Origin of the sequence: Streptococcus mitis, assembly GCF_002096895.1 — a bacterium.
GTDB classification, from domain to species: domain Bacteria; phylum Bacillota; class Bacilli; order Lactobacillales; family Streptococcaceae; genus Streptococcus; species Streptococcus mitis_AH.
Map to the genome: position 1 here is coordinate 677,910 of NZ_NCVI01000020.1, position 13,650 is coordinate 691,559.

The window sequence follows — 13,650 nt, forward strand, 5'->3', positions numbered from 1 at the left end:
GTCATTTTGTCTCAGTAAAGCTTGCTACTAGGCAAACTAGCAAGTTTTATTGAAATAAAATAAGACTCTGAAAGGAAGAGCACATGGCACACGAAAATGTCATTGAGATGCGTGATATTACCAAGGTGTTTGGTGAATTTGTTGCCAACGACAAAATCAACCTGCACCTACGAAAAGGTGAAATTCATGCACTTTTAGGAGAAAATGGGGCTGGTAAGTCCACGCTCATGAACATGTTAGCAGGGCTTCTTGAACCAACTAGTGGTGAAATTGTGGTCAACGGTCAAGTTGTCAATCTCGATTCACCATCTAAAGCGGCTAGCTTGGGAATCGGAATGGTTCACCAGCACTTTATGTTGGTAGAAGCCTTCACAGTGGCTGAAAACATCATTTTAGGTAGTGAATTGACTAAAAATGGTGTGCTAGATATCGCTGGAGCTAGCAAAGAAATCAAGGCTCTTTCTGAACGTTATGGCTTAGCTGTTGACCCTTCTGCCAAGATAGCAGATATCTCAGTTGGAGCCCAACAACGTGTAGAAATTTTAAAAACCCTTTATCGGGGGGCTGATATCCTTATCTTTGACGAACCAACGGCTGTCTTGACTCCATCAGAAATTGATGAGTTGATGGCTATTTTGAAAAATCTTGTCAAAGAAGGAAAATCAATTATCTTGATCACCCACAAGTTAGACGAGATTCGCGCAGTTTCTGACCGCGTTACAGTTATCCGTCGTGGGAAATCAATTGAAACTGTCGAAATTGCAGGGGCTACCAATGCTGATTTGGCAGAAATGATGGTAGGTCGTTCTGTTTCCTTTAAAACAGAGAAGCAAGCCTCTCAACCAAAAGAAGTGGTCTTGTCAATCAAAGATTTGGTGGTCAATGAAAATCGCGGTGTCCCAGCTGTGAAAAATCTTTCCTTGGATGTTCGTGCTGGAGAGATTGTTGGTATTGCAGGGATTGATGGAAATGGTCAGTCTGAACTGATTCAAGCCATTACAGGTCTTCGCAAGGTTGAATCTGGTAGCATTGAGCTAAAAGGAGATTCAATTGTAGGATTGCCCCCACGTCAGATTACAGAATTGAGTGTTGGGCACGTTCCAGAAGACCGTCACCGTGATGGCTTGATTTTGGAAATGATGATTTCTGAAAATATTGCCCTTCAAACCTACTATAAAGAACCACATAGTAAAAATGGAATTTTGAACTATTCAAATATTACCTCTTATGCTAAAAAGCTAATGGAAGAGTTTGATGTTCGTGCTGCCAGTGAATTTGTTCCTGCAGCTGCACTTTCAGGAGGAAATCAACAAAAAGCAATTATTGCTCGTGAAATTGATCGTGATCCTGATCTCCTTATCGTCAGCCAGCCAACTCGTGGTTTGGATGTCGGTGCTATTGAATATATCCACAAACGCTTGATTGAAGAGCGTGATAATGGTAAAGCTGTCCTTGTTGTCAGCTTTGAATTGGATGAGATTTTAAACGTCTCAGACCGTATTGCTGTTATCCATGATGGTAAGATTCAAGGTATTGTATCACCAGAAACAACCAATAAACAAGAGCTTGGTGTCTTGATGGCTGGTGGAAACTTGGGAAAGGAGAAGAGTGATGTCTAAAAAATTACAACAAATTTCGGTTCCCTTGATTTCTGTATTCCTAGGAATTTTACTTGGAGCCATTGTCATGTGGATCTTCGGTTATGATGCTATTTGGGGCTACGAAGAATTGTTCTATACAGCCTTTGGTAGTCTGCGTGGGATTGGAGAAATCTTCCGTGCTATGGGGCCTTTGGTCTTGATTGGTCTTGGTTTTGCCGTTGCCAGTCGCGCAGGTTTCTTTAACGTCGGGCTTCCTGGTCAGGCTTTGGCAGGTTGGATTCTCAGTGGTTGGTTTGCCTTGTCTCATCCAGATATGCCACGTCCCTTGATGATTCTAGCAACTATCGTGATTGCCCTGATTGCTGGTGGGATTGTCGGAGCGATTCCAGGTATTCTTAGAGCCTATCTAGGGACGTCAGAGGTTATCGTAACCATCATGATGAACTACATTGTCTTGTATGTAGGGAATGCCTTTATCCATGCTTTCCCTAAAGACTTCATGCAAAGTACAGATTCGACCATTCGTGTTGGGGCTAATGCAACCTACCAGACACCTTGGTTAGCTGAGTTGACTGGTAATTCGCGGATGAATATTGGTATTTTCTTTGCCATCATTGCCGTTGCAGTTATTTGGTTCATGCTCAAGAAAACAACTCTTGGTTTTGAAATTCGTGCAGTTGGTCTTAATCCTCATGCATCAGAATACGCTGGTATTTCTGCAAAAAGAACGATTATCCTCTCAATGATTATTTCAGGTGCTTTGGCAGGTCTTGGTGGAGCTGTTGAAGGACTTGGAACCTTCCAGAACGTCTATGTTCAAGGTGCGTCATTGGCTGTCGGATTTAACGGGATGGCAGTTAGCCTGCTTGCAGCAAACTCACCAATTGGTATTCTCTTTGCAGCCTTCCTATTTGGTGTTCTCCAAGTTGGAGCCCCTGGTATGAATGCGGCGCAGGTACCGTCTGAGCTTGTCAGCATTGTAACAGCGTCTATTATCTTCTTTGTCAGTGTTCATTACCTTATCGAACGCTTTGTCAAACCGAAAAAACAAGTTAAAGGAGGTAAGTAAAGATGTCTATTACAACCTTGCTCACCCTCTTGGTGTCTTCTATGCTGATTTACTCAGCCCCCCTCATCTTTACAAGTATTGGTGGTGTTTTCTCTGAACGTGGTGGTGTAGTCAACGTCGGCCTTGAAGGAATTATGGTTATGGGTGCCTTTTCTGGGGTTGTCTTTAACCTTGAATTTGCAGAACAATTTGGAGCAGCAACTCCATGGCTATCCTTGCTTGTAGCAGGATTGGTTGGTGGTCTCTTCTCTATCATCCACGCAGCAGCGACGGTTCATTTCCGTGCAGACCATGTTGTCAGTGGTACGGTATTGAACTTAATGGCGCCAGCCTTGGCAGTTTTCTTAGTGAAAGTCCTTTATAACAAAGGACAAACCGACAACCTAAGTCAGACTTTTGGACGCTTTGATTTTCCAGTCTTGGCTAATATCCCAGTCATTGGTGATATCTTCTTCAAGTCAACTAGTCTGCTAGGTTATATCGCGATTGCCTTCTCATTCCTTGCTTGGTTTATCCTCTTTAAGACTCGCTTTGGTCTTCGTCTCCGCTCTGTCGGTGAACACCCTCAAGCAGCGGACACTTTGGGAATCAATGTCTACAAGATGAGATATTTAGGGGTTATTATTTCAGGCTTCCTAGGTGGAATTGGCGGAGCAATTTATGCTCAATCCATCTCAGTTAACTTCTCAGTGACAACTATTGTTGGACCTGGATTTATCGCCCTTGCTGCGATGATTTTCGGGAAATGGAATCCAATCGGAGCCATGCTATCTAGTCTCTTCTTTGGACTTTCACAAAGTTTGGCTGTTATCGGATCTCAATTGCCATTCCTACAAGGAGTGCCTGCGGTTTACCTTCAAATCGCACCTTATGTTTTGACAATTCTTGTCTTGGCAGCCTTCTTTGGAAAAGCAGTTGCACCAAAAGCAGATGGTATCAACTATATCAAATCAAAATAAGCATACAAAAAACGTCAGTATAGAATGAACTGGCGTTTTATTTTTTAGGATGTTGGTGAGTTAAGTTCAATCCCCAAGGGACCAAATTTTCAGTTTTATTTTTGATACGAGAGATATTATCCTTATGACGAATGATAATCAAACTAGCAAGTGCTAGGATAATGGAGATGAAGAGAGGGTCATAGTGATTCAGGATAAAACCAAAAAGTGGAAAGAGTAGAACCCCGATGACAGCCGCGATAGATGCTGTGACACTAGATAGTGAAATCATGCTACCAAGATAGAGGGTTCCAAAGAAAACAACTGCTAGGTAGAGACAGAAGACAGGTGCAAATCCGAAAATCACTCCAGCACTGGTTGCGACAGCCTTGCCACCCTTAAATCCTGCAAAGATAGGGAAGGTATGGCCAATGACAGCCAAAAGTCCGAATATGAGAGGCGAAACGCCTTGCAGATGGAAAATAATCGGAAGAAGCGTTGCTAGGGTTCCTTTGAAAAAGTCAATCACAAAGGTTGCCATACCAGCTTTCTTACCTAAAATGCGGAAGGTATTAGTTGTCCCAGTGTTACCAGAACCATGCTCACGTAGATTGATTTGAAAGAATACTTGTCCAATCCAGAGGCCAGACGGAATCGAACCCAGCAGATAGGCTAGGATTAATAAAACTATTGTAATCATACTCCTATTATATCATGAATTGGGAAAGAAAGGCAGAGAATCTCTGCTGAAATTGTCACATCGGAGAAAGAAAAATTTTGCAAAATCCTTGGAAAACCTGTAGAATAGTAAAGATGAACGAATAGGAGGTTCCTTGTGTCAAAAAAGGAAATCAATATTAACAATTATAATGATGATGCCATACAGGTGCTAGAAGGGTTGGATGCCGTCCGTAAACGTCCAGGTATGTATATTGGATCGACTGATGGAGCAGGTCTCCATCATCTCGTCTGGGAAATCGTCGACAATGCAGTTGATGAGGCCTTGTCTGGATTTGGTGACCGCATTGATGTGACCATCAATAAAGACGGGAGTTTGACTGTGCAGGACCATGGTCGTGGGATGCCGACTGGAATGCACGCTATGGGAATCCCAACAGTTGAGGTTATCTTCACCATTCTTCACGCCGGAGGAAAATTCGGTCAAGGGGGCTACAAGACATCTGGTGGTCTCCACGGTGTTGGTTCTTCTGTTGTAAATGCACTATCTAGTTGGCTGGAGGTTGAAATCACTCGTGATGGTGCAATCTACAAGCAACGTTTTGAAAATGGTGGAAAACCTGTCACGACTTTGAAGAAAATCGGTACAGCGCCCAAGTCTAAAACAGGTACCAAGGTTACCTTCATGCCTGATGCGACCATCTTTTCTACGACAGACTTCAAGTACAATATCATTTCAGAGCGCCTTAATGAATCAGCTTTTCTCTTGAAAAATGTAACCTTGTCCCTGACGGACAAGCGTACAGATGAAGCGATTGAGTTTCATTATGAAAACGGGGTGCAGGACTTTGTTTCCTACCTTAATGAAGACAAGGAAACCTTGACACCAGTTCTGTACTTTGAGGGGGAAGATAATGGTTTCCAAGTGGAAGTCGCCCTCCAGTACAATGATGGATTTTCAGATAACATTCTGTCCTTTGTTAATAACGTTCGCACCAAGGACGGTGGAACGCATGAAACAGGACTCAAGTCTGCCATTACCAAAGTCATGAACGACTATGCCCGTAAGACAGGTCTTCTCAAGGAAAAAGATAAAAACCTTGAAGGTTCAGACTATCGTGAAGGACTAGCAGCCGTTCTCTCTATCTTGGTTCCTGAAGAACATTTGCAGTTTGAAGGCCAGACTAAGGATAAATTGGGTAGCCCCCTAGCTCGTCCAGTTGTGGATGGTATTGTGGCTGATAGGTTGACCTTCTTCCTCATGGAAAATGGTGAATTAGCTTCAAATCTTATTCGAAAGGCTATCAAGGCGCGTGATGCCCGTGAGGCGGCCCGCAAAGCGCGTGATGAGAGCCGAAATGGTAAGAAAAACAAGAAAGACAAGGGCTTGTTGTCTGGGAAATTAACGCCAGCCCAGTCTAAGAATCCTGCTAAGAATGAACTCTATCTGGTCGAGGGAGACTCTGCCGGTGGTTCTGCCAAACAAGGCCGTGACCGTAAGTTCCAGGCTATCCTACCTCTTCGTGGTAAGGTCATCAATACAGCCAAGGCCAAGATGGCGGATATCCTCAAAAATGAAGAAATCAATACCATGATTTATACCATTGGTGCGGGTGTGGGAGCAGACTTCTCCATTGAAGATGCCAACTATGACAAGATCATTATCATGACCGATGCGGATACTGACGGTGCTCATATCCAAACCTTGCTCTTGACATTTTTCTATCGTTACATGCGTCCGCTAGTTGAGGCAGGACATGTCTATATCGCCCTTCCGCCTCTTTACAAGATGTCCAAAGGAAAAGGCAAGAAAGAAGAAGTGGCCTATGCTTGGACGGACGGTGAGCTAGAAGAGCTCCGTAAACAGTTCGGTAAAGGCGCTACTCTCCAACGCTACAAAGGTCTTGGTGAGATGAATGCGGACCAGCTCTGGGAAACAACCATGAATCCAGAAACGCGCACCCTTATCCGTGTCACAATCGAAGACCTAGCTCGCGCCGAACGTCGCGTCAATGTCCTCATGGGAGACAAGGTCGAACCACGACGTAAGTGGATTGAGGATAATGTCAAGTTTACGCTAGAAGAAGTGACAGTATTTTAAGTTAGTTTTTAATGAATGGGTATAAACATGAGAACTGAAACAGAAATGCTCGATGTGATTTTACAAACAGCCAAAACTTTACAAGTCAAAGCTGTCGCCATGTCTGGTTCACGGACTTGCCCAAAAGCGCTAAAAGATGAATTTCAAGACTACGATGTGGTCTATATTGTTGATGATTTGTATAATCTGATGAGTGACCTTTCTTGGTTGAATAAGTTTGGGAAACGTATTATCGAGCAAGAAGTCAGCCTTGGTCACCGTCGCCTCTATCTCATGCTCTTTGAAGATGGTAACCGCATTGATTTGACTCTTTGCCCTAAAGAATACATTCAAGAATGGGTGGACAGTGAAGCAGGATTTACTATTTTAGAAGATACAGAAAATTTATTTGAAGCCTATTTCCCAAATCTAGAGCGTCACTGGATAACCCCAGCTACTGAAACGGATTTTAAAAATTCCTGCAATGAATTTTGGTGGGTATCAGCCTACGTGGTTAAGGGGATTTATCGCAAACAAGTCATCTATACGACGGACCATCTCTATGGCATTTGTCAACAAGAATTCTTGAAAATCTTAGCTTGGCAGGTAGCAAGTGCTAGGGGAAGAGTCGAAATCGGCAAGAACTGCAAGTATCTCTTTAACCATTTGCCAGTTGAAAAAGAGAAGGAGCTATCTAATCTTCTTGATTTTTCCAGTTTAGACAAAATCACTCAGTCTCTATTTGATACGATGCAACTTTTCCACCAAGAGGCTCAGTCCCTTGCTCAAAAGATGGATTTTGACTACGATAAAGAAGTAGCTGAGAAGATGATTCAATACGCTGAGGAGAGACTTCTTAATTGCTGACTAATTTAAAAGATTAAACTACAGAAAGGGCCGTTTGGTTATTTGTAGTAACTGAACACCTTTTCTGTAAAAATCTACTCTACATTCTTTGAAAGGAGTTGAACACGCCCTAAATGCTAGGTGAAAAAGATAAATTCTCTTGTGAGCTTTCTTACTTCAAGAATTTTCTATTTTCACTTGGTATTTTACGGGCTCTGTATCCTATATGAGTAACATTCAAAACATGTCCCTGGAGGACATTATGGGAGAGCGCTTTGGTCGCTACTCCAAGTACATTATTCAAGACCGGGCTTTGCCAGATATTCGTGATGGCTTGAAGCCGGTTCAGCGTCGCATTCTTTATTCTATGAATAAGGATGGCAATACCTTTGATAAGAGTTACCGCAAGTCGGCCAAGTCTGTCGGTAACATCATGGGGAATTTCCACCCACACGGTGACAGTTCTATCTATGATGCCATGGTTCGTATGTCACAGGACTGGAAAAATCGTGAGATTTTGGTTGAAATGCACGGTAATAACGGTTCTATGGACGGAGATCCGCCTGCGGCTATGCGTTATACTGAGGCACGTCTGTCTGAAATTGCTGGCTATCTTCTTCAGGATATCGAGAAGAAGACAGTTCCCTTTGCTTGGAACTTTGATGACACCGAAAAAGAGCCGACAGTCTTGCCAGCAGCCTTTCCAAATCTCTTGGTAAATGGATCGACTGGTATTTCGGCTGGATATGCGACAGATATTCCACCTCATAATTTAGCTGAGGTCATCGATACAGCTGTTTACATGATTGACCATCCAACTGCCAAGGTGGATAAACTCATGGAATTCTTGCCTGGACCAGACTTCCCGACTGGAGGGATTATCCAGGGTCGTGATGAAATCAAGAAGGCCTATGAAACTGGGAAAGGGCGCGTGGTTGTTCGTTCCAAGACTGAGATTGAAAAGCTAAAAGGTGGTAAGGAACAAATTGTTATTACGGAGATTCCTTATGAAATCAACAAGGCCAATCTAGTCAAGAAGATTGATGATGTTCGTGTCAATAATAAGGTGGCAGGTATTGCTGAGGTTCGCGATGAGTCTGACCGTGACGGTCTTCGTATCGCTATTGAACTCAAGAAAGATGCGAATACGGAGCTTGTTCTCAACTACCTATTTAAGTACACCGACCTACAAATCAACTACAACTTTAATATGGTGGCGATTGACAATTTCACGCCTCGTCAGGTTGGGATTGTTCCAATCCTGTCTAGCTACATCGCCCACCGTCGTGAAGTGATTTTGGCGCGTTCACGCTTTGATAAGGAAAAGGCTGAAAAACGTCTCCATATCGTCGAAGGTTTGATTCGTGTGATTTCAATCTTGGACGAAGTCATTGCGCTTATCCGTGCTTCTGAGAATAAGGCTGACGCTAAGGAAAATCTTAAGGTCAGCCATGATTTTACGGAAGAACAGGCTGAGGCTATCGTAACCTTGCAACTGTATCGTTTGACCAATACCGATGTGGTTGTCTTACAGGAAGAAGAAGCAGAACTTCGTGAGAAGATTGCCATGCTTGCAGCTATTATCGGTGATGAGCGGACTATGTACAATCTCATGAAGAAAGAACTTCGTGAGGTTAAGAAGAAGTTTGCGACTCCGCGTTTGAGTTCTCTAGAAGACACTGCGAAAGCAATTGAGATTGATACAGCCAGTCTTATCGCCGAGGAAGATACCTACGTCAGCGTGACCAAGGCAGGTTATATCAAGCGTACCAGCCCACGTTCCTTTGCGGCTTCAACGCTGGAAGAAATTGGCAAACGTGATGACGACCGTTTGATTTTTGTTCAATCTGCCAAGACAACCCAGCATCTCTTGATGTTCACGACGCTTGGAAATGTCATTTATCGACCAATCCATGAATTGGCAGACATTCGTTGGAAGGATATCGGTGAGCATCTGAGCCAAACCATTACAAACTTTGAAACTAACGAAGAAATCCTTTATGTGGAAGTCGTGGATCAGTTTGATGATGCGACAACCTACTTTACTGCAACTCGTCTCGGTCAAATTAAACGGGTAGAACGCAAAGAATTCTCTCCATGGCGAACCTACAAGTCTAAGTCTGTCAAGTATGCTAAGCTCAAAGACGAGACAGACCAGATTGTAGCAGTAGCTCCGATTAAACTGGATGATGTTCTTTTGATTAGCCAAAATGGTTATGCCCTTCGTTTCAATATCGAAGAGGTTCCTGTTGTCGGTGCCAAGGCGGCAGGGGTCAAGGCTATGAATCTGAAAGAAGATGATGTCCTCCAATCGGCCTTTATCTGTAACACCTCATCCTTCTACCTCTTGACTCAGCGTGGAAGTTTGAAACGTGTTTCCATCGAGGAAATTCCAGCAACCAGCCGTGCCAAACGAGGACTACAAGTCTTGCGTGAGTTAAAAAATAAACCACATCGAGTCTTCTTAGCAGGAGCAGTTGCAGAGCAAGGTTTCGTTGGTGATCTCTTCAGTACAGAAGTAGAAGAAAACGACCAGATTCTGTTGGTCCAATCTAACAAAGGAACGATCTATGAAAGTCGATTACAAGACTTGAACCTGTCAGAACGAACTAGCAACGGTAGCTTCATCTCTGACACGATTTCTGATGAAGAAGTTTTCGATGCTTATCTTAAAGAGATATTTACTGAAGCTAAATAAGTGAAATGAAGAATCAGTTCTAAGAGCTGGTTCTTTTTATTGAAGAAATTTTCTGAAAATTACAAAATATACTTGCTATTTTAGAAAAATAGTGTAGAATAAAAGAAATAGGTTTTTAGAATAAGGAGTGGAATATGACAGTAACGATTGATTGGGAAAATCTCGGTTTTTCCTATATGAAATTACCTTATCGCTATATTGCTCATTTTAAAAATGGACAATGGGATCAAGGAGAACTTACAGAAGATGCAACTTTGCATATTTCAGAGTCTTCTCCAAGTCTTCACTATGGACAACAAGCATTCGAAGGTTTAAAAGCTTATCGTACTAAGGATGGTAGTGTTCAACTGTTCCGTCCTGATGAAAATGCTAAACGCCTGCAACGGACATGTGACCGTCTCTTGATGCCACAAGTTCCAACAGAAATGTTTGTAGACGCTTGTAAGGCAGTTGTTCGTGCGAATGAAGAATATGTACCTCCATATGGAACAGGTGGAACCTTATATCTTCGCCCTCTTTTGATTGGTGTCGGAGATATTATTGGGGTTAAACCGGCAGAAGAGTACATTTTCACCATCTTTGCTATGCCAGTTGGAAATTACTTTAAGGGTGGATTGGTTCCAACCAACTTCTTGATTCAGGATGAATACGACCGTGCGGCTCCAAATGGTACAGGTGCGGCTAAGGTTGGTGGAAACTATGCTGCAAGTCTCTTGCCAGGGAAATTGGCCAAGTCACGTCATTTCTCAGATGTTATCTATCTAGACCCATCAACTCATACAAAGATTGAAGAAGTCGGCTCAGCTAACTTCTTTGGAATTACAGCTGATAATGAATTTGTAACACCATTGAGTCCTTCTATCTTGCCATCTATTACCAAGTATTCTTTGCTTTATTTGGCAGAACATCGCTTGGGCTTAACTCCTATTGAGGGGGATGTCCCAATTGATAACCTTGACCGTTTTGTAGAGGCAGGTGCCTGTGGTACAGCAGCAGTTATTTCTCCAATTGGTGGAATTCAGCACGGTGATGATTTCCATGTGTTCTATAGCGAAACAGAAGTAGGTCCTGTGACTCGTAAATTATATGATGAATTGACAGGAATTCAGTTTGGCGATATTGAAGCGCCAGAAGGTTGGATTGTAAAAGTAGATTAAAATAAACTAAAGGAGATTTTTTATGAAATCGAAAAAGTGGCTCTTAACAGCAGGAGTGGTCCTGAGCACAACAGCTCTTTTAGTAGCTTGTGGAAAAGCTGATAAAGAAGCAGATGCACCGACAACATTTTCATATGTCTATGCAGTAGATCCAGCATCTTTGGACTATAGTATAGCGACTCGTACATCTACAACAGATGTCATCGGGAACGTGGTTGATGGTTTGATGGAAAATGACCAATACGGAAATGTTATTCCTTCCTTGGCTGAAGATTGGTCTGTGTCAAAAGATGGTTTGACTTATACCTACAAACTTCGTAAAGGAGTTAAATGGTACACTTCTGAAGGTGAAGAATATGCAGAAGTAACAGCCCATGACTTTGTGACAGGACTAAAACACGTAGCTGACGGTAAGTCAGACGGTGTCTCTCTCATCCAAAATTCAATCAAGGGCTTGGATGCCTACATGACTGGTGAGACCAATGATTTCTCTACAGTTGGTGTCAAGGCCTTGGACGATTACACAGTTGAATATACCCTAAACAAACCAGAAAGCTTCTGGAACTCTAAAGTCACCACAGCAACGATGTTACCTGTAAATGAAGAGTTTTTGAAGGCGTCAGGTAAAGATTATGGAGCAGTTACTCCAGCAGGAATTCTCTACAATGGTCCTTATATCTTGAAGACCTTGACGTCTAAATCGTTGATCGAATACGAGAAAAACCCAAATTACTGGGATAAAGAAAAGGTAAAAATCGAGAAGATTAAATTGACTTACTACGATGGTTCTGATCAGGAATCGTTGATTCGTAGCTTCTCTTCTGGTGCCTATACGACAGCCCGTCTCTTCCCAAGTAGCTCAAACTTTGCTTCTACTTTGGAACAATACGGAGATAAAATCACTTATAGCCCACAAGACTCAAGTAGTTATTACTTCACCTTTAACGTAAATCGTCAATCATATAATAAAACTGCGAAAACAAGTGAAGAGCAAAAGACTTCTACTAAAGAAGCTATGCTTAATAAGGACTTCCGTCAGGCTATCAACTTTGCCTTCAACCGCCATTCTTATGCTGCCCAGCTAAATGGTGAAGACGGTGCGGACAAGATTATTCGTAACAGCCTCGTTCCTGACAACTTTGTACAAGCAGGTGGTAAAAACTTTGGTCAAATCGCTCAAGCAGAGTTGGTGAACTATGGTGACCAATGGAAAGATGTTGAGCTAGTTGACGGTAAGGATTCTATCTACAATCCTGACAAGGCTAAAGCTGCTTTCGAAAAAGCTAAGAAAGACTTGGAATCTAAAGGGGTAACATTCCCAATTCACTTGGATGTCCCAGTTGAACAAACAGATACCATCGCTGTTCAACAAAGCAACTCTTTCAAACAGTCTATTGAATCAACTCTTGGTGCTGAAAATGTTGTTATCGACGTTCTTCAAATGACAGATAATGAAAAGGAAACAATCACTTCTCAAGCGCGTGTTCCTTCTCAAAAAGATTATGATTTGAACAGTACAGGATGGGCTCCAAGCTATCAAGACCCAGCATCTTACTTGAATATCATGGATCCTAAATCAGGTTCTGCTATGAAACACCTTGGTATTACTAAAGGGAAAGATAAGGATGTTGTAGCTAAACTTGGTTTGGACCAATATAAGAAATTATTGGATGATGCAGATTCAGAAACTACAAATCTTGAAGAACGCTATGAAAAATATGCCAAGGCTCAAGCTTGGTTGACAGATAGTTCATTATTGATGCCAACAGCCTCATCTGGTGGTTCTCCAGTTGTAAGTAATGTCGTGCCATTCTCAAAACCATACTCACAAGTTGGTATTAAGGGTGACCCATATATCTTTAAAGGAATGAAATTGCAAAAAGATATTGTTACAACAAAAGAATATGAAGAAGCACTGAAAAAATGGCAAAAAGAAAAATTGGAATCAAATGGTAAGTACCAAAAAGAACTAGAAAAACACATTAAATAATGCGGAAAACTCTATATCGGACAAGCCCGATATAGAGTTTTTTCTTGCTAGTTTTGGGATTTTCTTGTAAAATAGAAAAAGTGAAGAGAGGTATGAAATGAGTAAGAAAGATAAAAAAATTGAAATTCAAGTAGCAGATGCCAAGGTTAATGTAGGAAAAGACAGTTTTGAAGGCTATACATTGACAATTGGTAAAAAAGTTATCGGAGAAATTGCCGAATTAGACGGACAATTTGCCATCATAAAGAATGGAAACGTCGATAGTTTTTATAAAAAATTGGAAAAAGCTGTGGAAATTTTGATTGAAAATTATAATTTAGCAAAATAAGTCTTGTTTTTTTGAAATTTTCATGATATAATGGTCCATGTTGATTGTAGGAGAGATAGCGAAGAGGCTAAACGCGGCGGACTGTAAATCCGCTCCTTCGGGTTCGGGGGTTCGAATCCCTCTCTCTCCATTTCATCAATGGGGTATAGCCAAGCGGTAAGGCAAGGGACTTTGACTCCCTCATGCGTTGGTTCGAATCCAGCTACCCCAGTTCTTAGGTAATGATCAAGATAAAAAGCAAAATATCTTAGGGTATTTTATTTTT

General features: G+C 42.0%; 10 protein-coding genes and 2 tRNA genes. 11 read left to right on the forward strand and 1 reads right to left on the reverse strand.

Features of this window, described 5'->3' with window-relative positions; translation table 11 throughout:
* Positions 1-83: 83 nt before the first annotated feature.
* The 3 genes from B7697_RS08000 to B7697_RS08010 are packed head-to-tail and all read left to right on the forward strand — an operon-like array spanning position 84 to position 3,629.
* Positions 84-1,619, forward strand: coding sequence for an ABC transporter ATP-binding protein (locus B7697_RS08000; RefSeq protein ID WP_033684970.1), 1,536 nt, complete (start codon positions 84-86; stop codon positions 1,617-1,619).
* Entirely contained in the window at positions 1,612-2,670 is a 1,059-nt protein-coding gene (locus B7697_RS08005) for an ABC transporter permease (protein WP_023942990.1), read from the forward strand. Before B7697_RS08000 ends, B7697_RS08005 begins: the two co-directional genes overlap by 8 nt.
* Before the next feature lie 2 nt (positions 2,671-2,672).
* Positions 2,673-3,629: an ABC transporter permease gene (locus tag B7697_RS08010; RefSeq protein ID WP_000029122.1), complete on the forward strand. Its 957-nt coding sequence runs from the start codon at positions 2,673-2,675 to the stop codon at positions 3,627-3,629.
* 37 nt (positions 3,630-3,666) lie between these two features.
* Here the strand turns inward: B7697_RS08010 and plsY are convergent, their stop codons facing one another.
* Positions 3,667-4,308, reverse strand: coding sequence for a glycerol-3-phosphate 1-O-acyltransferase PlsY (plsY, locus tag B7697_RS08015; protein WP_084951205.1), 642 nt, complete (start codon positions 4,306-4,308; stop codon positions 3,667-3,669).
* 135 nt (positions 4,309-4,443) lie between these two features.
* Between plsY and parE the strand changes: the two genes are divergently transcribed.
* The 8 genes from parE to B7697_RS08055 all read left to right on the forward strand — a co-directional run bounded on the left by parE (position 4,444) and on the right by B7697_RS08055 (position 13,596).
* Positions 4,444-6,387: a DNA topoisomerase IV subunit B gene (gene parE / locus B7697_RS08020; protein ID WP_084951208.1), complete on the forward strand. Its 1,944-nt coding sequence runs from the start codon at positions 4,444-4,446 to the stop codon at positions 6,385-6,387.
* 27 nt (positions 6,388-6,414) lie between these two features.
* Entirely contained in the window at positions 6,415-7,233 is an 819-nt protein-coding gene (locus tag B7697_RS08025; RefSeq protein WP_084951209.1) for an aminoglycoside 6-adenylyltransferase, read from the forward strand.
* Positions 7,234-7,438: 205 nt separating this feature from the next.
* Entirely contained in the window at positions 7,439-9,910 is a 2,472-nt protein-coding gene (gene parC, locus B7697_RS08030) for a DNA topoisomerase IV subunit A (RefSeq protein ID WP_084951211.1), read from the forward strand.
* Positions 9,911-10,044: 134 nt separating this feature from the next.
* On the forward strand, positions 10,045-11,067 hold the full coding sequence (locus B7697_RS08035; protein WP_033684971.1) for a branched-chain amino acid aminotransferase: 1,023 nt from the start codon (positions 10,045-10,047) through the stop codon (positions 11,065-11,067).
* 22 nt (positions 11,068-11,089) lie between these two features.
* Positions 11,090-13,057 carry a peptide ABC transporter substrate-binding protein gene (locus tag B7697_RS08040; protein ID WP_084951214.1) on the forward strand — a complete coding sequence of 656 codons (1,968 nt, stop codon included), beginning with the start codon at positions 11,090-11,092 and terminating at the stop codon, positions 13,055-13,057.
* Positions 13,058-13,154: 97 nt separating this feature from the next.
* A complete protein-coding gene (locus tag B7697_RS08045) occupies positions 13,155-13,385 on the forward strand; it encodes a DUF2969 domain-containing protein (RefSeq protein ID WP_000037113.1) in 231 nt (76 codons plus the stop codon).
* Between the two features lie 49 nt (positions 13,386-13,434).
* Positions 13,435-13,515 (forward strand) — tRNA-Tyr (locus B7697_RS08050).
* Positions 13,516-13,524: 9 nt separating this feature from the next.
* Positions 13,525-13,596 (forward strand) — tRNA-Gln (locus tag B7697_RS08055).
* Positions 13,597-13,650 lie beyond the last annotated feature (54 nt).

Bases quoted from the DNA above. Each gene is read 5' to 3' on its own strand.
- B7697_RS08000 (WP_033684970.1), top strand. From the start codon at position 84: ATGGCACACGAAAATGTCATTGAGATGCGTGATATTACCAAGGTGTTT.
- B7697_RS08005 (WP_023942990.1), top strand. From the start codon at position 1,612: ATGTCTAAAAAATTACAACAAATTTCGGTTCCCTTGATTTCTGTATTC.
- B7697_RS08010 (WP_000029122.1), top strand. From the start codon at position 2,673: ATGTCTATTACAACCTTGCTCACCCTCTTGGTGTCTTCTATGCTGATT.
- plsY (WP_084951205.1), bottom strand. From the start codon at position 4,308: ATGATTACAATAGTTTTATTAATCCTAGCCTATCTGCTGGGTTCGATT.
- B7697_RS08025 (WP_084951209.1), top strand. From the start codon at position 6,415: ATGAGAACTGAAACAGAAATGCTCGATGTGATTTTACAAACAGCCAAA.
- parC (WP_084951211.1), top strand. From the start codon at position 7,439: ATGAGTAACATTCAAAACATGTCCCTGGAGGACATTATGGGAGAGCGC.
- B7697_RS08035 (WP_033684971.1), top strand. From the start codon at position 10,045: ATGACAGTAACGATTGATTGGGAAAATCTCGGTTTTTCCTATATGAAA.
- B7697_RS08040 (WP_084951214.1), top strand. From the start codon at position 11,090: ATGAAATCGAAAAAGTGGCTCTTAACAGCAGGAGTGGTCCTGAGCACA.
- B7697_RS08045 (WP_000037113.1), top strand. From the start codon at position 13,155: ATGAGTAAGAAAGATAAAAAAATTGAAATTCAAGTAGCAGATGCCAAG.